The organism is Asaia astilbis JCM 15831 (assembly GCF_000613845.1).
Classification (GTDB): Bacteria; Pseudomonadota; Alphaproteobacteria; order Acetobacterales; family Acetobacteraceae; genus Asaia; species Asaia astilbis.
Genome location: NZ_BAJT01000002.1, coordinates 124,912 through 145,496 on the forward strand (window position 1 = coordinate 124,912; position 20,585 = coordinate 145,496).

Below are 20,585 nucleotides of genomic sequence, written 5' to 3' on the forward strand. Positions count from 1 at the left end.
TCATGCAGCGGCGCTTGCCCCTGAGGAAGCACGCTGTCGGATCTGCCTTGAAGGAGGTTCACATCATGTCCTACGATTTTGCACCCCTATTGCGTTCAGCAATCGGCTTCGATCGCCTCGCTCGTCTTGTCGACGATGCCGTATCGAATGCTCCTGCCAATGCGAGCTACCCCCCGTATAATATCGAAAAAGCGTCGGACGACGATTATCACGTCACGATGGCACTTGCCGGTTTCGGACCTGACGATGTCGAGATCTATCTCGCGGATAATCAGCTGATCATCAAAGGCAACGCGCCACGATCCCCCCGCGCGGGTCAGATCCTCCACCGAGGTATTGCCACGCGCGCCTTCGAAAGACGCTTCGCGCTCGCGGATCATATCGAAGTTACCGGAGCAGAACTCGTCAACGGGCTTCTCACGGTCGCTGTGCGACAGATCACCCCCGAGGCCCTCAAACCGAGACGTATTCCGATCAGCGTCGGCCAGCCCGTCTCCCGGCAGGTTCCGGAAAAGACAACAGCCCTCGGGCACGCTGCCTGATACTAGGCGAGACGCTCGGCGTCACACGGGTTTTTTAACGATTTTAGCGCGGAAGGGCTTGACCCTTCCGTGTCCGACAGACCATACATTTGGCAACTTTGCAGTGCATCCAGCAGGTGCCAGGCAGAACCGCCCCGGTTTCCCCGGGGCAGGACATTTCAATCGGTGCCTGCTGGAGCGATGCTCCTCACGCAGGATAAACCGAGATGACCTTGCCGCTTATGCCGAAAGCCACCGCAGTGTGGTTGATCGACAAAACCGCCCTCACCTTCACCCAGATTGCCGAGTTCTGCGGCATGCACCCGCTCGAAGTTCAGGCGATTGCTGACGGCGAAGTGGCTGCAGGAATCAACGGCTACGATCCCGTCAAGAATAACCAGCTTACGCAGGAACAGATCACGCGCTGTGAAGGCAATGCTGACCTTCGTCTGAAGATCTCCGCGAAGGCCAACCCGGTGGCACGTCGTGCCAAGGCGCCCGCTACACGCCAATTGCCCGCCGTAACGACCGACCGGACGCAATCGCGTTCGTCCTGCGCCAGTTTCCCCAGCTCTCCGAGCTGCAGGTCATCAAGCTGCTCGGCACGACCAAGGACACCATTGCCAAGGTGCGCGACCGCCAGCATTGGAACAGCGCCAACATCAAACCACGCGATCCGGTGATTCTTGGCCTGTGCAGCCAGACCGATCTCAATGCTGCCGTCCAGGCTGCCAATGAGCGTCTCGCCCGCGAAGGCCAGAGCGTTCCTGTTGTCGCGGAAATGTCAGCCTTTGAAGACAGCCACAACTAAGAAGGGTTGGCACCAGCCTACAACCCTGTTGTAGGATTTCTGGGTTAACGTCTGTCTTTAGAGCGGAAAAGAAGCCGATGCTCGTTGATCATGAAATCATGCTCCGCCGTTTGCATGAGCTCCGAAGCGAGCATCGCGACCTCGACACGGTCATCGACAGACTCATCCAGCATCCTCTCAATCAGTTGCAATTACAGCGTCTCAAGAAAAGGAAGCTCATTCTCAAGGATGAGATCAATTTCATCGAGAACCGCCTGATACCGGATGATATCGCCTGAATGAGCGAAGAACTCGATCTTTACCGTCAAAAGACGGACGCGGCCCAGACTCCTCGCGTAGGGATTATCATGGGGAGCCAGTCTGACTGGTCCACGATGAACTTTGCAGCAGAAAAGCTGGCCGAACTCGAGATTGCTTTCGAGACGCGCATCGTCTCAGCCCATCGCACGCCCGACCGGCTCGCCGAGTATGCGCGCTCGGCGCGCGGGCGCGGATTGCAGATCATCATTGCCGGAGCTGGCGGTGCAGCTCATCTCCCAGGAATGGTCTCAGCTTGGACGACCCTTCCCGTATTGGGTGTGCCAGTCGAATCCCATGCGCTTAAGGGGCTCGACTCCCTGCTCTCCATTGTCCAGATGCCGGGTGGCGTGCCGGTCGGAACATTGGCAATCGGCAAGGCCGGTGCCATCAATGCGGCCCTGCTTGCAGCATCGATCCTTTCTCTTCAGGATGACGGCGTGCAGGCAAGGCTGGACACCTGGCGTGCCATGCAGACGGCCTCTGTCGCCGACACACCTGAATCATGAGTCTGGATGCGCTGCCCGCCGGGGCAACGATCGGGATCATCGGTGGCGGTCAGCTTGGGCGCATGTCTGCCATGGCGGCCGCCCGTCTGGGCTATCAGGTGCATGTTCTGAGCGCGGAAGATGCACCCCCGGCGGAGGACACCGCCTATCGTGTGACGATCGGCGCCTATGACGACGAAGCGGTGCTCAGACATTTTGCTGAAACCGTCGATGTGATCACCTTCGAGTTCGAAAACATCTCCACGGAGGGGCTTGAGCTTCTCGCCTCGCTACGCCCGGTTCACCCCGGGAAGCATATTCTGGCGACCAGTCAGGATCGTATCCGGGAAAAGACCTTTCTCGGCGATCAGGATATTCCGGTCGCGCCCTGGGTTTCTGTCCCCGACGAAACACAGCTTGCCAAAGCAGCCTCTCAACTCGGTGTCCCCTTCCTGCTCAAAACCACGCGTTTCGGATATGACGGAAAAGGCCAGTTCCGGATCACTGATGAAGGGTCGCTCTCGCAGCACGCTGCGGATCTGCCTTATCCCTTGATCGCCGAGGGGTTTGTCGATTTCGAAAGAGAGCTGAGTGTCATGGTGGCGCGTAACGCTCACGGTGCGGTCCGCTGCTTCAGCGTGACCGAGAACCAGCATCGCGAAGGCATTCTCGATCTCAGCCTCGCACCGGCACGTATCCCGGTGGCGCTGGCTGAGGAAGCGGAACGACTTGCCAGAAGAATTGCAGAGACCATCGGACTGATCGGCATTCTTGGCGTCGAGATGTTTGTTGCGGCAGACGGAACCCTGCTCGTCAATGAAATCGCGCCACGACCGCATAATTCGGGTCACTGGACCATGGATGCCTGCCTGATCGACCAGTTCGAGATGCATATCCGCGCGGTGGCCGGCCTGCCTCTGCCGGAGCCGTTTCGTCATAGCGACGCAGTGATGAAGAACCTGATCGGCCCGGAAGGAATCGCACTCTGCGATGCTGTACTGGAGCAATCGGGTCTGGCGCTTCACCTCTATGGCAAGCGTGAATGCCGACCGGGGCGCAAAATGGGGCATGTGAACGCGCTGTTCCCCCTCGGTGCACTTCCGGTCCGTACGGAATTGCCGCTCAGTTCGACGCAGCGCTTCAGCCGGAGCTTTCCAGCTGAGCGCCTAGCGGGTCCAGCCCTTACGACTCACTCAACAGACCCAGATCGCGGAAGCTGACATAGGCGCCGTTGCCGATGATAATATGATCGACGATACGCACCTCGATCAACGCTGTTGCTCGCGCGGTATCTCTCGTCATGGAGATATCCCCGTCGGAAGGGCTGGGGTCGCCGCTCGGATGATTATGGACGAGAACAATTTTTTTGGCGCCCAGCTCCATGGAGCGTCTTGCCACCTCTCTGGGATAGACAGGGGTATGATTCACAGTCCCGCGCGTCTGGGCTTCATCGGCCAGCAATCGGTTTTTCTCATCCAGAAAAAGGATATGAAATTGCTCGATGGGTTCGCGGGCGAGGCGCGAAATCAGATAATCGAGCAAAAGCTTCCGATTGCCGAACACGTCATCGCTGCCCAGACGCGCACGGCTCACCCGAATGGCGGCGTCATGAACCAGCCGCAATCCGGTGCGTATAGGAGGGCCGACATGCAACAACCCGGTCAACGCACGATCCTCTGCTGCAAACACGGCAGCAAGTGAGCCGAACCGAACCAGAAGGGTCTGCACCATCGTCCGTCCAATTTCCGGATTCACCCCAAGAGACTCGCAGAAAAGCCTCAACAGCACTTCATCCGCCAGCACTGGCCCCTGCCCCGCGACCAACGCCTGTTGGGGAAACTCAGTCCAGTCAGGTGAAGAAATGTCCGATCCGTCACCAGAAGGTTCCTTCTTCTGGTTCTTGACGCCGTTAGTGTGCTTTACTTTCCTCAACGGCTTCTCCGCCTTGGTCCATCGAGAGAATTATGTCAGAGTTTGATAATTATACGAGTGATCATTCTATTTTATTTGATCTTGACGGGACAATTATCGACTCCCGCATCGGTATTATCGAAACACTCCACAAAGTGGTTTCGGCGCTTGGACACAAGCCGGATTTATCGATCGACCTGACTTGGGTCGTCGGGCCACCACTTGCCGAACTTATGGCCGAGGTGATCAGCGCCTACGGAGAGACACGGGTGAACGAAGCCATCACACTCTATCGTCGCTTCTATGACGAGACGGCGCTTTCAGACACTTGTATTCCCTGCGATGGCGGAATTGCTTCGCGATCTCGCCCGGTCACCGATCCGTATTTTCACAGCCACCTCCAAGCCAGCCTTTCTGGCCCGTCAGATCCTGACGGAGCATGGCCTCGATACATGTTTCGACGCGATCCACGGGGCTTCCGATAATGATAGCGGCGGCGAGAAGCCTGAGATGATTGCCCGGATCATCGCCGAAGAAGGCCTCGCGCCCCACCGTACGCTCATGATCGGCGACCGGCGCTTCGACATATCAGGTGCGCATGCGAACAAGCTGAGAGGGCTCGGCGTCCTCTGGGGCTATGGCGGTGTCGAGGAGCTGACCGAGGCAGGAGCGGATCTTCTTGTCGAAACGCCTGATGGGCTTGCCGCCGCCATCAGGGGACAATTTCAGGCGCTCTCTCGCCTCTAAGTCACGAGATCTAAAACAAACCTTTCTGCCTCAGGCTGAGGGGGGAGCGCCTCTCGGAGACGATGACGACATCGTGCAGGATCATCGACAGCGCGCCCGCCTCCTGGCTCAGACGCCCGGCGAACAGTTTGAGAGGCGAGGTTGTGGCATGAAAGCTGGCGAGCGTTTTCTGAACGCCGATCAACGCCACAGCCTGTAGCGCCAGAGCGCGACGAAAGATCGGGGCCGTGCAGGCAAAATCATCGACTGGCTCATCGGCGAGAAGGCGGTTTCGGTTATCGAGATAGAGCAAGCGAAACTGCTCGGGCACCGCACTTGTCATCGCGCCAGAAAGATAGGCGCAAAGCTGCTCCCAACCACTCAGCCTTGGGCGCAATCGATCCTCAGCCAGGGCAAGGCGATCTGCGACAACGGGCGGGAATTTCAGCAGCAGGACAGCCTGCTCCCGTAACCCCATGGCGAGGAGGTCCTTGCCAGAGGCGGCAAACACCCCGGCGAGGCTCCCAAACCGGTGCAGAAGCGCCTTTGCCAATGGCTTGGTGTCCCGTCTCGGCACGCTGTAATAAAGCAGCATTTCCAATGTTTCGTAATCGGCCAGCGTCTCTGCCCCCTGCGTCAGCACACGATGACGCATCCGCTCCCGATGACCGTGAGGGCCAGTTCCTTTCAGCAGGTTCTTTTCTCGGGTCGGAAATGAGGATTTGGCCATAACGCCATTACATTCTATATCGAACCGGTGACGCAATCCCTCATCTCACCCTCCTCCCCTGAGTATCTCGACCGGCTCAATCCGGAGCAACGAGAGGCCATTGAAACGACCGAAGGGCCGCTTCTGATTCTCGCGGGAGCCGGCACTGGCAAGACACGTGTTCTGACGACACGTTTTGCCCATATCCTGCTCGAAGGGCGCGCGCGCCCCTATCAGATTCTGGCTGTGACCTTCACCAACAAGGCGGCCCGGGAGATGCGCGAGCGTATCGGGGCCCTGCTCGGCGAAACCATCGATGGGTTGTGGCTCGGCACCTTTCACGCCCTCTGCGCGCGTATGCTTCGGCGTCACGCCGAGTATGTCGGGCTAACGACCGGCTTTACCATCCTCGACACCGACGATCAGATCCGTCTGGTGCGCCAGATCATGGAGCCTTATCGTCTCGATACCAAGCGGTGGCCGCCTCAGGCATTGCTCGGAATTTTCCAGCGCTGGAAAGACCGGGGACTGACCCCCGAACAGGTGACCGCCGCTGAGGATACGGATTTCGCGGGCGGTCAGGCGCGCAAGATTTACGCGGCCTATCAGGACCGCCTCAAGGCAGTAAATGCGTGCGATTTCGGCGATCTCATGCTGCACACGCTCGAGATCCTACGCACCCAGCCCGATGTCCTCGCTCAGTATCACCGGCTTTTCCGTTACATTCTGGTCGATGAGTATCAGGATACGAACACCATCCAGTATCTCTGGCTTCGGCTTCTGGCCAAACGCGAGCACGGCCCGGCCAATATTGCCTGTGTGGGTGATGACGATCAGTCGATCTATTCATGGCGCGGCGCCGAAATTGAAAATATCCTGCGTTTCGAGAAGGATTTCCCCGGCTGTAAAGTCGTCCGTCTCGAACGCAACTACCGATCCACCGCCCAGATCCTGGCTGCCGCTTCCGGTCTGATCGCCCATAATTCGGGTCGCCTGGGTAAAACGCTTCGTCCCGGCCGAGACGACGCGCAGGGCGAAAAGGTGCAGATCATCAGCGCCTGGGATTCGGATGAGGAAGCCCGTATCGCGGCAGGCGCCATCGAGCGTCTGCGCGCCGAGGGTCACCCCCTTTCGCAGATTGCCATACTCATGCGGGCGGGCTTCCAGACACGCCCCTTCGAAGAGCGTTTTCTGACACTGGGTCTTCCCTATCGGGTCGTTGGTGGTCTGCGCTTTTACGAGCGCGCCGAGATTCGCGATGCCATGGCCTATATGCGTGTTCTGGCGCAGCCCGCAGACGATCTCGCTTTCGAACGCATCATCAACGTGCCCAAACGCGGTGTCGGCGCGGCGGGGCTGCAGAAGCTCCACCATGAAGCCAGAACGCTGAATGCACCGCTCAGCGCAGGTGTTGCCCATGCGCTTGAGACTGGCGTGGTCAAAGGCAAGGGCCGCGAGGCTCTGGCAAGCCTGATCGAGGCCTTCCGGCGCGCACGCGAGACACGAGAGACCGAGGGTCATGTCGTGGCGACCGAGCAGCTGCTCGAGGAGAGCGGCTATCTGCAGATGTGGCGCGACGACAAGACGCCCGAAGCACCGGGCAGGCTCGACAATATCAAGGAACTGCTACGCGCTATCGGCGATTTCGGAACGCTTGAGGGTTTTCTCGAACACGTGGCTCTCGTCACGGAGACCGAGGACAAGGCCAATCTCGACACCGTCAGTCTGATGACACTGCATGGCGCCAAGGGACTGGAGTTCGACACGGTCTTCCTTCCCGGTTGGGAGGAAGGCGTATTTCCCTCCCAGCGCAGTCTCGATGAAGGCGGTCTCAAAAGTCTGGAGGAAGAACGCCGGCTGGCCTATGTCGGCATCACGCGCGCGCGCAAACGGGCGATCATCATCCACGCAGCACGTCGACGCATCTATGCCAACTGGCAGGACTCAGTGCCAAGCCGCTTCATTGAGGAAATCCCCTCCGAGACGGTCGAACATACGGGTCAGGCCATGCAGGAGCGGCGTCAGGCCGCAGCGCAGACATCGATCTTCGCCTCGGGCCCCGTGTCCAGTTCACGGGGCAGCTATGGTCGCCCCTCTCCGCGTGTTACCGACGTGCTACCCGATGCCTCGCATAACATCGCCATTGGAGCGCGCGTTTTCCATCAGAAATTCGGTTATGGCACAGTGCTGGGCGTCGAATCCGATCGGCTTCATATCAACTTTGAAAAGGCAGGCGAAAAACGCATCATGGCCCATTTTGTGGAACAGGTCTCGTGAGCGCATCCAGACGACACGCTTCGGCACTCGAAACCATCTCCGTCACCGTTGCCGATGAGGCCGTGCCTCTTTTCGAACAGGCCATGCTGACAGTCTGCACCACGGTCGGCATTTTCGAAGCCAATGAAGACCAGAACATCTGGCGTGTCGAAGGTGTCAAAGACGTCGGCTACGGTGAGGAAGAGCTCGACCGCGCTCTGACGCTGGCACGCCTGATGACAGGCGTGGATGCCGAACTGATCCGCGAGCGCACCGAGGCCGAGGGCTGGCTGGCCCGCACCTATGAAGCCTTTCCCCAACAGAATGTCGGCAAGCGTTTCGCCATACGCGGCACACATCTGACGCCGAGCCATAAGCGCGACCGCCTCACCATCACGCTAGATGCCGGCATTGCCTTCGGTTCTGGCGAGCATGGATCGACACGGGGCTGCCTTCGCGCGCTCGAGGAGATGGCCTGGCGCAAGCCGCCCGTATTCTGGATATGGGATGCGGTTCGGGCATTTTGGCCATGGCGGCGGCGCAGCTTTTCCGCAAGCGCGTTCTGGCAGTCGATATCGAGCCGTGGTCGGTGCGTGTCGCTGCCAGCAATGCCACGCTAAACGGCATCGGCCCGCAGATCGATGCGCGCCTCGGTAATGGCTGGCTTACCCCCGCCGTCAGGGCAAAAGCCCCTTATGACCTGGTCTTTGCCAATATTCTGGCCCGCCCGCTTTGCAAGATGGCGCGCTCCCTCGCCAATCATCTCGCACCGGGCGGGACGGTCATTCTCGCCGGTCTTCTGACCACTCAGGCGCGGATGGTGCTTGCTGCTCATCGCCGACAGGGCCTGGTGCTCGAAAAGCAGTATTATGAAGGCGAGTGGTCCACGCTGGTTCTCCGCCGCCGTGGTTGAGCTGCGCGACGCGACAAAACACGATCTGCCAGCCATCCTGGCGATCACAAACGACGCCATCGAGACGTCGGAGGCCATCTGGGCCACGTCACCGCGCAGTCTCGATGAGCGCAGAGCCTGGATGGCTGACCGCCAGGCGAACGGCTTTCCCGTCGTCGTCGCGGTTTCCGAGGGCGTTATCCTCGGTTTCGCCTCATACGGCCCCTTCCGGGCCTATGAAGGCTATGCGCGCACCGTGGAGCATTCGATCTACGTCTCCCGGCAGGCCCAGAGGCAGGGCATCGGTCGGCGACTTCTTGACGCCATGGTCGCCCATGCTGAAGGAGCGGGCATGCACGTGCTGGTTGGCGCCATCACGGCGAGCAATTCCGCCTCCATCGCCCTGCATCGTGCTGCGGGGTTCAGCGAAAGCACCCCCTTGCCTCAGATGGGGCGCAAATTCGGGCGATGGCTCGACCTGATATTCATGTACCGGCTTTTCGAGAGCCCCTGATTCCCGGACCAGAAGTGAAAGATCGCACGATGAGCAGCATTCCCCTCGCCAATCGTCAGGCCCTTGTCCGTCAAGAACTCAAGGCCAGCCGCGTGGATGGATTTATCCTGCCTCGAGGAGACGAGTTCATGGGCGAATATGTCGCGCCCTATGCCGAACGCCTCGCCTGGCTGACCGGATTTACCGGAAGCGCCGGCATGGCCATTCTGCTGCGTGACAAGGCCGCTGTTTTCTCGGACGGACGCTACACCAGCCAGCTTGAGGATCAGGTGGAATCCGACCAGTGGGAACGCCTTCATATCACGAAGGAGCCCCCCCGTGAGTGGCTGGCCGCTCATGGCAAGGGACTCAAGATCGGGTACGATCCCAGGCTTGTCAGTGACGTGCTTGTCGCCTCCCTGAGTAACACGGGCCTTGAGCTCGTGGCCATGGACCGCAATCCGATCGATGCAGCCTGGACGGATCAACCCGCCCCCCCTCAGAGCGAGGTGCGTTTTCAGGAGGATGCGTTCAGCGGTGAAGGCAGTCTCGCCAAGCGCCAGAAGCTCGCTGCCGAGCTCGACAAGGCCGGTCAGCAGACGATGCTCGTCTGCGACCCGACGTCACTCGCCTGGCTGCTCAACATCCGTGGCGATGATGTGCCCCACACGCCGGTCATCCTTGCGTTCGGCATTTTGCACCAGAACGCCTCTCTGGAGGTTTTCGTTGACGCGGCCCGCGTGAGCCCCGCCGCTGCGGCCTCTTTCCAGGAAGTCTCTGTTTTGCCGCCTCAGGCCCTTTCTGAGCGTCTGCAAGCACTCAGTGGTCGCGTCGTGCGCTTCGACCCAGCCCAGACCGGGCTTTGGTTCATCCAGACCCTTACGGAGGCCGGAGCGGAACTGGCCCGTGGTCCCGATCTTTGCGCCCTGCCCCGCGCATGCAAGAATGACACAGAGCAGAATGGCGCCCGCAAGGTGCATCTGACGGATTCAGCCGCACTGTGCCGCTTCCTGCGTTTCGTCGAAAGCAAAGGGACGGGTCTTCGCGAGACCATGCTTGCGGACATCCTCGATACCTATCGGTCTGCTGCTCCGGATTATCATGGCGAAAGTTTCCCCGCGATCTCTGCAGTGGGACCGAATGCGGCCCTGCCCCATTACCGTGCGCTGCCCGGAGAAGATCGCGTTCTGCAACCCAATCAGGTCTATCTGATCGATAGTGGCGGGCAATACGACGCCGGGACGACCGACGTGACGCGCACTCTGTGGAGCGGACCGGATGCCCCGCCACCGGCACTCTGCGAAGCCTTTACCCGCGTTCTCAAAGGCAACATCGCCCTTGCGCGGGCACGCTTCCCGGCTGGCACGACAGGACACCGCCTCGATGCGCTTGCCCGTTATGCGCTTTGGCAGGCCGGACTCGATTATGACCATGGAACAGGTCACGGTATCGGCAGCTATCTGTCCGTGCATGAGGGACCGCAGAACATCAGCGCCGTGCCACGCCCGACAGCGCTTGCCGCAGGCATGATCGTGTCCGACGAGCCCGGATATTATCTGCCGGGCGAATACGGGATCCGGCTTGAAAACCTGCTTCTCGTTCGTCCGTCCGCCGTGACAACGAGAACGCCCTTCCTCGAATTCGAGGTCCTGGGTTTCGCTCCCTTCGATCGCACGCTGATCATGGCATCGTTACTGGAACCTGAAGAGCTGCGCTGGCTGAATGCCTATCATGAGGATACGCTCGCGCATATCGGACCGCTTCTGGACGAGCAGGACCGGAAGTGGCTCGTCGACGCCTGCGCGCCGATCACGAACTGACAAAGGAAAGACAGAATGGCTGATCACATGATCCCCGCGACCCTTATCGAAGGCGACGGTATCGGTCCCGAGATCACCGCTTCGGTCGTCGAAATCCTGACGAAAATCGGAGCGCCGCTCGAGTGGGACCATCAGGCCGGCGGTCTCGGCGCGATCGAGAAGTTCGGCGCTCCGCTGCCCCAGCCGACGCTGGACAGCATCCGCAAGACCGGCCTTGCTCTCAAGGGCCCTTTGACGACGCCGGTTGGCGCTGGTTTCAAATCCGTCAATGTCACCATGCGTCAAGAATTCGGTCTATACGCGAATCTGCGTCCTACGAGGACGGTCGTGCCGGGCGGTCGCTTCGACAAGATCGACCTGGTGGTCGTGCGTGAGAACATCGAAGGCCTCTACGCCGCCATGGAACATTACCTGCCAGAAGGCGACGACCCCAAGGGTCTTGCCTACGGCGCAGGGTTCAATTCCCGTCGTGAATGCGCCCGTATCGTGCGCTTTGCCTTTGACTACGCCGTGGCAAACGGTCGCAAGAAGGTCACGCTGGTCCACAAAGCCAACATCCTCAAGATCTTCAGCGGTATCTTCCTCGAGGAAGGTCGCAAGATCGCGAAGGAATATGAAGGCAGGGTCGCTGTCGAGGAACGTATCGTCGATGCCTGCGCCATGCAGCTCGTGACCGATCCCTGGCAGTATGATGTGATCGTCACCACCAACCTCTTTGGCGATATCCTGTCCGACCTGACAGCGGGTCTCGTCGGTGGTCTGGGCATGGCTCCTGGTGCCAATATCGGCCCCAATGCCGCGATCTTCGAAGCGGTTCATGGCTCGGCTCCTGACATTGCAGGCAAAGGCGTTGCCAATCCGCTTGCCATGTTGATGGCCGCAAGCATGATGCTTGCTCATGTCGGCCGTCAGGATCTCTCGAGCCGCGTCGACAGCGCCATCGACCGCGTCATTCGCGTCGACGGCGTGCGCACGCGCGACCTCGGCGGTGAAACCGGAACCGCCGAACTGACAAAGGCTCTTCTTGCCGCTATCTGACACTCTCGACGAGGCCGGGTGCCTTACCCGGCCTGACTTCCAAACCTTCTAAGATCCGGATGGGTCGAGAAAGGGTCTTCTGCCACTTTACCGTGTCGGTAGAGAGAACTGTCCACGCCGCTCAGACGGCCCGTAGGCCTCAACGCGGACTCTTTCCCTGGACGGTGAGCATCTGCGCGGCACCTTCACATCACAGACCAAATGAGACCGCTCGAGCACGACAGGGAAGGCTTCTCCTGCGTGCTCGAAGGCTCCGTCTAAAGCGTGAGTCCTTATTCACGTGCCAGAAGCGTGTTGACCTTATCTTCAATGTGGATCAGTCGATCCATCATATCCTGGCTCCTGAGCTTTTCCTTGAAGTGATCGCTTGCTTCCAGAAGCATCTCGCGTTCCTTAAGTTCACGAAACGGCAGGCACACAGACAGCGAGACTTCCGCTCCACCGCCTCCGAGATTCAGCCACTCCAGATGATTTCGGTACCACTCACTGAAGAGAGCGAGCAACGCCTCGCTCTTCCAGATTTTTTCGTCTCCACCGAAATGGACAACCCTCGCCATGATGGCAGTTTCCCGCTCTGGCATGCATTGCCAGATTTCTGTCGGGACGAGAGTTGGGCGAAGACTGAAGTTTTGCAACGCCAGATTGAAAATCGGTTGATCGCCAAGCTTCAAGAGAGCTGCATGACGGACGACAGCTTCGTGGCACCATTCGTAGATTTCTCTGTGGTTTCCAACTGAATCGTCCACAACGATGAATGCTGAACAGACAGACGGAGTCCGCATGTTGAAGCCTGGAACAGGCTGCAGAAAATTGTCACCAACTGTCCAAGGGTAGTCTTCGGTCATGACCAGACCCTGAAAATCTACAATCTCGTTAAGGTTCCTCTGGACAAGCATATCGATATCCAGCCAGGCCGTTTTTTTGTAGGTGTCTAACAGACTAAAAACCTCAAAATGGGCGAGAGCATCAAGTGCTTTTCGTTACGCACAAAACGAGAGTCCTCGGAACAGTTTTTCAACACCGTTTCCCTGTAGGTTTCTACATCGAAGCGACGCACGGAAACGTTGTCTATGCTCTCCAGTGCCTCTCGATCGCTCTCAGAAATATCATCGCTAAATAAGATGATATCGAACGGACAAGCTGTGAAATACTTATTAAGACTAATCGCTGTATTTGCGGCCGCGAACAGAAGGTTATTTGTAGCAGCAAGAACGAAAGCTAATTTTTTCTGATTCAAGGAGAAATATATCCCTTCGCTTAACTGGGTATAAACAATGATACGATCTGATTATCGTCGATGACGACTCTGAGGGAAAATAAATATTTATTGAGGCTTTATTATGGGTGTCGGTCGGTTACACATACGAACTCCGATACTTATTCTCAAATCTCCGGGCCCATAGATCAACATCCGGACATATTGCTGTCGCACACCTTCGCGACGTCAGAGCACAGCCTGCTGGAGTCACTTGGACTCCGACGGCGACCGAATAACGTTAAGCCAAGAACTCCTACCGCTTATGAAACTCTTTTCTGCTCCCACTGTTTCGTCCTCCCATCGAAGCAGTGAGACGATCATGATCAACGGCGTGCCTGATTTTAGGCAGCAATCTGAAAAACAGTCCGACGCTCTGACACACCAGATCAATTCACTTCGCGAGTATCAAGAAGAATGGGCTCAGGTACCGGTACGAAAGCGTATCCTGTTTCTGAAACGCCTCAGAAAACTTCTTCTTTTTAATATCGCCGACCTTACATCCCGCATCAAAGATCAATCAGCGTTCGATATCGTCACCGCAGAACTGCTTCCTCTCCTCTCGGCGACACGCTTCTTAGAGCGAGCCTCTTCCAGACTTCTTAGAGACAAAGCGCTTAGCGTCGTGAACCGACCTTTGTGGCTCTGGGGCGTCAAGACCACCGTAACGCGAAAGCCGCTGGGTGTCGTTCTTATCCTTGCACCGGGCAATTATCCCCTCATGCTCGCTGGCATCCAGACCCTGCAGGCGCTGGTCGCGGGCAATACCGTTGCGCTCAAGCCTGCGCCAGGACGGACGGCCGTGCTGACACATTTCGCCAGTCTGCTCGCACAATCCGGCCTCCCTGACGGTACACTGCAAATACTGCCGGAAGACGCCGGCCCCGAGGCCTGCCGGGCGGATGTCGATCTCATCGTTCTGACCGGCTCTGCCAACACGGGGCGTCAGGTCGCTCTCGCAGCAGCGGATAATCTCACCCCCACGATCATGGAGCTCTCCGGGGCTGATCCCGTGTACGTGTTACCCTCCGGCTCGCTCTCGCTTGTGACGCGAGCCCTGCATTTCGGCCTCTCGCTCAAACAGGGCGCGACCTGCATCGCACCGCGACGTGTCTTCGTTGAGAAAACGCGGCGCGACGCGCTCGAAGCGCGGCTCATCTCTTTGCTGAAGAAAGCACCTCTGCGAGATCAGACTGCGCCTAACCCGGCTCTGGATGCTCTCTTGAGCCGCGTCATCGCTGCCGGTGGAAAAGCCATCCTCATAGGCGGAGCGACGGTTTTCGTCCTGGACGCAAAACACACTGACCTGGTGGACATCGATCTCTTTGCCCCGTGGCTCGCTCTGATCAGCGTGACGGACATGGATCAGGCACTTGCTCTCGAAAGGCAGGCGAAGCACGCCCTGGGCGCCAGTATCTTCGGCAATGAAGACGAAGCGACAGCGCTCGCGCGCCACCTTCCGGCGGGCACCATCACAATCAACGATCTCATCGTACCTAGCGCAGACCCACGCCTCGCATTCGGTGGCGCCAAGTCGAGTGGCTATGGCGTGACGCGGGGGCGCGAGGGATTGCTGGCCATGACCCGCCCTGCATCGATCGCCATCCGCAGGCGCGGTGCCTTGCATCTTATCGAACGCGTAAGGCGCTGGCACAGCAGATAAAACCTTGACGAACCGAAACCCCATCGATCACGATCCGTTCTTGAAGATGTGCAGAGTTTCGGCGCATCGACCGGTCATGCGCCTTGAAACGATCCTCCGGTCTGACCATGCGCCTCTGACGCGGCGCGGCCTGACCGGAACATTCCGGTAGCGGCTAATCCTTGGAAGGAATTCTCGCCTGATGGCCCCCTCCCTCCCGCCGGCATCCCAGCTTGCCTCGTCTTCTCTCGCTTCAAAAAAAGTTGCGATTGTCGGGGCTGGCCCAGGTGGGCTCGCTGCAGCAATGCTTCTTGCTCACGCAGGCGCCAAAGTCACTGTCTATGAAAAAGCCTCACAGCCGGGTGGACGCTCGGCTTTTATGGAAATCGACGGCTTCCGCTTCGACACCGGCCCGACGTTTTTTTCTTTACCCCGAGATCCTTCGGGAGATTTTCACACGCTGCGGCTTCGATCTTGACCGGATGGTCAAACTCACGCGCCTCAAGCATCTCTATGATCTCGTCTTCGAGGATGGTCCCCGGCTCGGCCTGACTACCGACCCGACACGGCTGGAAGCTGAAATTGCCAAGATTTCGCCCGAGGATTCTCGCCAGGTCAGGCGCTTTCTGAAAGATAACCGAGGCAAGTTCGCACGATTCATCGCGCCGCTGCAGCGACCGTTCAATTCATGGCGTGACCTGCTCAAGCCTGACATGCTGCGTGCTCTGCCGGTGCTCTCGCCCTTCTCGTCGATCGACAAGGATCTGTCGCGGTATTTCAAAAACCCGCGCACCCGCCTCGCCTTCTCTTTTCAGAGCAAATATCTGGGCATGTCGCCCTATCGCTGCCCGTCGCTCTTCACAATCCTGAGCTTTATGGAGCACGAATACGGCATCTATCATCCCGAAGGCGGGACTGGATCCGTGATGGCCGCCATGACCGAAGCGGCCGAGAGCCTTGGGGTAACGATCCGCCTGAACACGGCCGTGGAGACGATCGTCACCAAAGACGGTAAAGCCGTTGGTCTCAAGACGTCAGAGGGGACGCAGTCTGCCGATGCGGTCATCGTCAACGGCGACTTTGCCCGTACGATCCAGAAGCTCCTTCCCGACACATCACGTCGCAAATGGAGCAATGAGGCACTCGCGAGCAAGAAATACTCCTGCTCCACCTTCATGATGTATCTGGGTTTGCGCGGAACCATGCCCGGCAAGGGACATCACACGATCTTCCTGTCGAGCGACTACCAGTCCAATTTCGCCGAGATCGAGGCGGGCAAAATTCTCTCACCTCGCGCCTCACTCTACGTTCAGAACGCCTGTGTCACCGATCCAACCCTGGCGCCAGAGGGATGCACAGCGCTTTACGTCCTGATGCCCGTCGGCAATCTGCGCGAAGGCGGCTATCAATGGGACGAAGCAGCAACTCAGGAGGCGAGGCAGATCGTCTTCAATCGCCTGCGCGATGCTGGATTCGGCGAGATCGAAGACCGCATCATGGTCGAGAAGACCGTCACCCCGCTGGACTGGCAGGAAGAATACGACGTCCATCGGGGTGCCGTCTTCAACCTCGCCCACTCGCTCGATCAGATGCTGCATCTCCGCCCTCATAACCGCTATGAGGATGTCGGCTCCGTGTATCTTGCCGGCGGTGGAACCCATCCTGGCAGCGGTCTTCCCGTCATCTTTGAAGGGGCTCGCATCAGCGCCGACCTTGTCATCAGAGATCTGGCAAAGATGCCCGCTTCAATCGCCGAAATGCCGACACCCGGCCTCACCCTCATGCCCGAGTGCTCGCGTGGATGAGGGCCCTTCCAAAGGGATTACGTCATGACAACATCGTCTGAACACGCGCCGGTTATCATTATTGGAGCAGGACTTGGCGGGCTGGCCGCAGCCTGCACCCTCAGCGCAAGAGGGCACAAGGTCGTCGTTCTGGAAGCCAATGACTGGACGGGTGGCAAGGCCGCGGAACTGAGTCAGGATGGCTACCGCTTCGATATGGGGCCGACCATTCTGACGCTGCCTTCGGTCCTCAAACGCATCTTCGCCGAGGGAGGCCTCAGCCTCGATGAACGGCTCGATCTGCGTCGTCTTGACCCGCAATGGCGTTGCTTCTTCGATGAGGGATCCCCTCTCGATCTCGTCGAAGACATTCCCCAGATGGCTGCCGAGCTTGAAAAGCGTCATCGTGGCGACGGTAAGGGTTATGAGGCACTTCTCGCGATGAGCGAGAAATTGCATGAGATCTCCCGACGCTTTGTGTTCTGGAAGTCCGTCGGTGGGCTTCGTGATACGATCAAGATCGGCGAGGCCATGGCGCCCGATACGATGCGTGATGTCCTCGCACTGAGGATGCATTCCACTCTGGGCCGAGAGATCCGCAAACGCATCTCTAACCCGCAAGCCGCTCAGGTATTCGACCATTTCACACAATATGTCGGGTCGAACCCGCTTCAAGCGCCGGCTGTCCTGACAGGAATCGCCCATATGCAGGTCGATGAGGGCATCTGGTACCCAATCGGTGGCACGCGTGCAGTGCCGCAGGCATTACGCCGCATGGCCGAGGAAAACGGCGTCGTCTTCAAGACAAACAGCCGTGTCACGCGTCTTGTCCATGATTCAAAGCGGGTTCGTGGGGTGGTTACCGAGCAGGGCGACACCTTTGCCGCGTCAGCCGTCATCTCCAATATGGACTCTGTGCGAACCATGCGGGAACTGGTCGACGCCCAGATTGCGCCGCGTGCCGTGCGCAGTTTCAAACGGCAATGGAAACACCGCGAACCGGCATGCTCGGGCGTCGTTCTCTACCTCGGGCTCAATCGGGCCTATAACCATCTGGCCCACCATAACTTCGTCTTCTCCCGTGACCCAGAAGAAGAGTTCGATGCCATCTATAAGCACGGTGAACCAGCCCCGGATCCGACCTGCTATCTGGCGGCACCATCGCGCACCGAGCCGCAGACAGCCCCCGATGGGGGCGAAGCGCTCTATGTGCTCGTCCATACGCCTTATCTGCGTCCGGGACAGAACTGGACCGAGATGTTCCCCGGCTACCGTCAGGTAATTCTGGACAAGCTCAAGAAGGCGGGCGGGATGCCCGATATCGAAGAACGCATTGTGAGCGAACATCATCTGACGCCAATGGACATCCATACCCGCTATGCGCCGCAGGCGGGTGCCATCTACGGTCTGGCAAGTCACGGTCGTCTTTCCGGCGGGTTCAAGCCTGCCAATCGCTCGGGGGAGCTCGCGGGGCTCTATCTGGCTGGCGGAAGCGCCCATCCCGGGCCCGGGATGCCGATGGCCTCATGTCTGGCTGGATTGCCGCAGATTGCCTGGACAGCGACCGCAAGGAGACTGCCCAGACCCTGCATGCTCGTGCCGTCTGATCCCGCAAGGGCTTTCGGCAGATCGCCCTTCCTGACGCCTTGGGTCACGCGCGCCTTGAAGCATCGCGTCAAACGCAGCTTCGAGTGCGTCAGGTATTGTGGAAAGCTTCCGCAGATCGAAAGAGGACGCGGGATCCTCCTCTATGCCACCCATCCCTCCTGGTGGGACCCGGCCATCTTTGCGCTTCTTCAAGATCACTTCTTTACCGACCGGCCGGGCTTTGGCCCCATCGACGCGGCTGCGGTCAAGCGCTATCCCTTTCTGCAAAAGGCGGGTTTTCTCCCACTGGACGCCCGTTCTCATGGCTCGATACGTAGCTTCCTGACTGCTTCACAGCAGATTCTCCGTTCAGGAGGAACGTTCTGGATCACCGGTCAGGGCGAGTTTTCAGACACGCGCCTTCGCCCGATCCGGCTGCGACCCGGACTGGCCCATATTGCAGCCCGTTCACCCGGAACGGCCATCATTCCCGTCGCCCTCGATTACAGCTTTGGCTCGGAAAACCGTCCCATCGTCTCGGTCAAGTTTGGAGAGACGATCTATCCGACAGGCCATAGCATTGCCGAGCTTAACCAGCATTTGAGCAAAGCTCTGGAATCGACTGCAGACGCACTCACGCGCCTCGTCGTCGCGCGGCAGGACACCGCTTTCACCATTTTGCTGAGAGGATCAGTCGGGATGGGCGGTCTTTACGGAAAAATCCAACATTTTTCGGCATTTTTAAAACGGCGGCCCTATGATCCGAACCATGCTGATCGCTAGCCCTCTCCTTCGGAAGAGCGGTGAGACAGTCATTGCAGGGCTCGCCTTGCTGCCTCTCGTCATGACGCGCTCAACCTCCGCGCGCTTGGCCGCGCACCGGCAGAGGCTCCTGGTGACGTTGAAGGAATCTCTGTTCTTATCCCTGCGCGAAATGAAGGTGCGCAGATCGACGACGCCCTTGAGTCCATTCTGGCGAACCGTGACTGGGTTCGGGAAATTCTCGTCCTTGACGACCGCTCGACAGACGATACCCGGGCACGGGTAGAGGCGTTTCATGACCCGCGCATTCGGCTTCTCGCAGGGGGAGAGCTCCCTTCGGCTGGGGCGGGAAGAACTATGCCTGTGCGCAACTTGCTGGGGCAGCAAGCCAGCGTTGGATGCTCTTTATCGATGCTGATGTCCGTCTTGCACCGGATGCGCTCTCCCGCCTCATGGCACATATTCGCAGAACCGAGTTCCCCTCTTTTGTCAGCGGTGTGCCAAGACAGGTGATGAACACCCCGATGGAGTGGCTGCTTCTGCCGTTCATCAACGCTCTGCTGTTTGGCTATCTTCCTGCGTCGCTCGACAAGGGACGAAAGCCAAAGATGGCAGCAGCATGTGGGCAGCTCATCCTGATCGAGTCAGACGCCTATCGCAAGATCGGGGGGCACGGCGCCATCAAGGCCCGTCTTCACGATGGCCTGGCGCTGGCTCGTCGGATGAGAGATGGCGGGTATCGCACAAATCTTGTTGATGCGACCGATCTGGCATCCTGCCGCATGTACCGAAACGGTAGCGAAGTCTATGCCGGACTGATGAAAAACGCCACGGAAGGCCTGGCTGGTCCGGTTGCGCTCCCGGTGTGGACCCTTCTGCTCGGAGGTGGGCATATTCTGCCTTTCCTCATGCGCTCGTCTCCGGTCATCTGGCTTGCACGTTCTGCAAGCCTTCTTTTCCGGTTGCTCGTTGCGCTAAGGTGTAAACAAGGCTTTCGTACCGTGCTCGCAAGCCCTTTTGGGACGTTTATTCTTCTCTGGATCCAGTGTCACGCACGCCTGCGTCACCTCGCCGGGCGCCCCGTTTCGTGGAAAGGACGTTATTATGACACTTGACTTGCATCACCTCAGGCATGTGCTCGCTGGCACCGTTTTTTCTCTTGTAGTCCTGCCGGGCGTCGCGTTGGCCGGTCCGGTCACAGCAACCATCGAAAACATCCCTGACGACCAGGGGACAATTAGGGTCGCTGTCTGCACCGAAGACGAGTTCCTGAAGCCAACCTGCCACTATAACAGTGAGGTGAAGGCCAGCTCTCCCAAGGTCAGCATCAGCTTCACTGACATCCCTGCAGGAACCTACGCGGTTCAGGCCTATCAGGATCGCAACGGCAATGCGAAGCTGGATCGCTCCTTCCTCGGGATTCCCAAAGAGCCGATCGGCTTCTCCAGAAACCCGGCGCTCCATTATGGACCGCCCAGCTTCGAGGACTGCGCTGTCGAACTCAGAGAGGCAGGCGGCGCCCTCAATGTGACGCTCCGCACTCGCTGAGCCGAGCACGCCGACCCTGCGGTCGTCAGGAGCGTCTGGCCTGAA

General features: G+C 58.8%; 16 protein-coding genes and 6 pseudogenes. 18 read left to right on the forward strand and 4 right to left on the reverse strand.

From position 1 onward, the window contains the following. Positions 1 to 65: 65 nt before the first annotated feature. The 5 genes and pseudogenes from JCM15831_RS02015 to JCM15831_RS02040 all read left to right on the forward strand — a co-directional run bounded on the left by JCM15831_RS02015 (position 66) and on the right by JCM15831_RS02040 (position 3,337). The gene (locus JCM15831_RS02015) at positions 66 to 542 is read left to right on the forward strand and encodes an Hsp20 family protein (protein ID WP_025822353.1); all 477 of its coding nucleotides are present in this window, start codon (positions 66 to 68) and stop codon (positions 540 to 542) included. Between the two features lie 206 nt (positions 543 to 748). Then, positions 749 to 1,332: pseudogene (locus JCM15831_RS15905) on the forward strand (DUF1013 domain-containing protein). Between the two features lie 77 nt (positions 1,333 to 1,409). After that, entirely contained in the window at positions 1,410 to 1,610 is a 201-nt protein-coding gene (locus JCM15831_RS02030) for a YdcH family protein (protein ID WP_025822360.1), read from the forward strand. Further along, entirely contained in the window at positions 1,611 to 2,138 is a 528-nt protein-coding gene (purE, locus tag JCM15831_RS02035; protein WP_025822362.1) for a 5-(carboxyamino)imidazole ribonucleotide mutase, read from the forward strand. Beyond that, positions 2,135 to 3,337 carry a 5-(carboxyamino)imidazole ribonucleotide synthase gene (locus JCM15831_RS02040; RefSeq protein ID WP_025822364.1) on the forward strand — a complete coding sequence of 401 codons (1,203 nt, stop codon included), beginning with the start codon at positions 2,135 to 2,137 and terminating at the stop codon, positions 3,335 to 3,337. Before purE ends, JCM15831_RS02040 begins: the two co-directional genes overlap by 4 nt. Here the strand turns inward: JCM15831_RS02040 and JCM15831_RS02045 are convergent. Next, positions 3,300 to 4,049, reverse strand: a complete 750-nt coding sequence (locus tag JCM15831_RS02045; protein WP_156938697.1) for a JAB domain-containing protein — start codon at positions 4,047 to 4,049, stop codon at positions 3,300 to 3,302. The genes JCM15831_RS02040 and JCM15831_RS02045 overlap by 38 nt on opposite strands. Before the next feature lie 32 nt (positions 4,050 to 4,081). On the opposite strand from JCM15831_RS02045, the pseudogene JCM15831_RS15910 reads away from it, so the two are divergent. After that, positions 4,082 to 4,583, forward strand: a pseudogene (locus tag JCM15831_RS15910) (HAD hydrolase-like protein); the annotation flags it as partial. Positions 4,584 to 4,589: 6 nt separating this feature from the next. After that, positions 4,590 to 4,775: an HAD hydrolase-like protein gene (locus JCM15831_RS22215; RefSeq protein ID WP_232227953.1), complete on the forward strand. Its 186-nt coding sequence runs from the start codon at positions 4,590 to 4,592 to the stop codon at positions 4,773 to 4,775. 10 nt (positions 4,776 to 4,785) lie between these two features. On the opposite strand, the gene JCM15831_RS02055 is transcribed toward JCM15831_RS22215, so the two are convergent. Continuing rightward, positions 4,786 to 5,409, reverse strand: a complete 624-nt coding sequence (locus tag JCM15831_RS02055; RefSeq protein ID WP_232227941.1) for a JAB domain-containing protein — start codon at positions 5,407 to 5,409, stop codon at positions 4,786 to 4,788. A 102-nt stretch (positions 5,410 to 5,511) separates the two neighbouring features. Here JCM15831_RS02055 and JCM15831_RS02060 point away from each other — a divergent pair, with 102 nt between their 5' ends. The 5 genes and pseudogenes from JCM15831_RS02060 (at position 5,512) to JCM15831_RS02080 (ending at position 11,962) form a co-directional block, all read left to right on the forward strand. Further along, entirely contained in the window at positions 5,512 to 7,740 is a 2,229-nt protein-coding gene (locus JCM15831_RS02060) for an ATP-dependent helicase (protein ID WP_025822369.1), read from the forward strand. Beyond that, a pseudogene (locus JCM15831_RS15915) lies at positions 7,737 to 8,632 on the forward strand (50S ribosomal protein L11 methyltransferase). The gene JCM15831_RS02060 and the pseudogene JCM15831_RS15915 overlap by 4 nt, the downstream one beginning before the upstream one ends. Continuing rightward, positions 8,589 to 9,125, forward strand: a complete 537-nt coding sequence (locus tag JCM15831_RS02070; protein WP_025822371.1) for a GNAT family N-acetyltransferase — start codon at positions 8,589 to 8,591, stop codon at positions 9,123 to 9,125. The pseudogene JCM15831_RS15915 and the gene JCM15831_RS02070 overlap by 44 nt, the downstream one beginning before the upstream one ends. Before the next feature lie 29 nt (positions 9,126 to 9,154). Further along, positions 9,155 to 10,924, forward strand: a complete 1,770-nt coding sequence (locus JCM15831_RS02075) for an aminopeptidase P family protein (RefSeq protein ID WP_035773645.1) — start codon at positions 9,155 to 9,157, stop codon at positions 10,922 to 10,924. Positions 10,925 to 10,939: 15 nt separating this feature from the next. Next, positions 10,940 to 11,962: an isocitrate/isopropylmalate dehydrogenase family protein gene (locus JCM15831_RS02080; protein ID WP_025822375.1), complete on the forward strand. Its 1,023-nt coding sequence runs from the start codon at positions 10,940 to 10,942 to the stop codon at positions 11,960 to 11,962. 272 nt (positions 11,963 to 12,234) lie between these two features. Here JCM15831_RS02080 and JCM15831_RS02085 read toward each other — a convergent pair whose 3' ends face one another. Both JCM15831_RS02085 and JCM15831_RS23820 read right to left on the reverse strand, forming a co-directional pair. After that, positions 12,235 to 12,807, reverse strand: a complete 573-nt coding sequence (locus tag JCM15831_RS02085) for a hypothetical protein (RefSeq protein WP_373277597.1) — start codon at positions 12,805 to 12,807, stop codon at positions 12,235 to 12,237. A gap of 86 nt (positions 12,808 to 12,893) precedes the next feature. Then, positions 12,894 to 13,199, reverse strand: coding sequence for a DUF1647 domain-containing protein (locus tag JCM15831_RS23820; RefSeq protein ID WP_025822379.1), 306 nt, complete (start codon positions 13,197 to 13,199; stop codon positions 12,894 to 12,896). Between the two features lie 340 nt (positions 13,200 to 13,539). Here JCM15831_RS23820 and JCM15831_RS15920 point away from each other — a divergent pair, with 340 nt between their 5' ends. The 6 genes and pseudogenes from JCM15831_RS15920 (at position 13,540) to JCM15831_RS02120 (ending at position 20,540) form a co-directional block, all read left to right on the forward strand. After that, the gene (locus JCM15831_RS15920) at positions 13,540 to 14,880 is read left to right on the forward strand and encodes an aldehyde dehydrogenase family protein (RefSeq protein WP_156938715.1); all 1,341 of its coding nucleotides are present in this window, start codon (positions 13,540 to 13,542) and stop codon (positions 14,878 to 14,880) included. Positions 14,881 to 15,163: 283 nt separating this feature from the next. After that, positions 15,164 to 16,664: pseudogene (locus JCM15831_RS15925) on the forward strand (phytoene desaturase family protein). 24 nt (positions 16,665 to 16,688) lie between these two features. Continuing rightward, the gene (gene crtI / locus JCM15831_RS15930; RefSeq protein WP_232227942.1) at positions 16,689 to 19,013 is read left to right on the forward strand and encodes a phytoene desaturase family protein; all 2,325 of its coding nucleotides are present in this window, start codon (positions 16,689 to 16,691) and stop codon (positions 19,011 to 19,013) included. 189 nt (positions 19,014 to 19,202) lie between these two features. Further along, positions 19,203 to 19,253, forward strand: a pseudogene (locus JCM15831_RS23825) (hypothetical protein); the annotation flags it as partial. 116 nt (positions 19,254 to 19,369) lie between these two features. Beyond that, a pseudogene (locus JCM15831_RS21295) lies at positions 19,370 to 20,107 on the forward strand (glycosyltransferase); the annotation flags it as partial. Beyond that, a complete protein-coding gene (locus tag JCM15831_RS02120) occupies positions 20,097 to 20,540 on the forward strand; it encodes a DUF2141 domain-containing protein (protein ID WP_025822386.1) in 444 nt (147 codons plus the stop codon). The pseudogene JCM15831_RS21295 and the gene JCM15831_RS02120, both read left to right, overlap by 11 nt. The last annotated feature ends 45 nt before the right edge of the window (positions 20,541 to 20,585 follow it).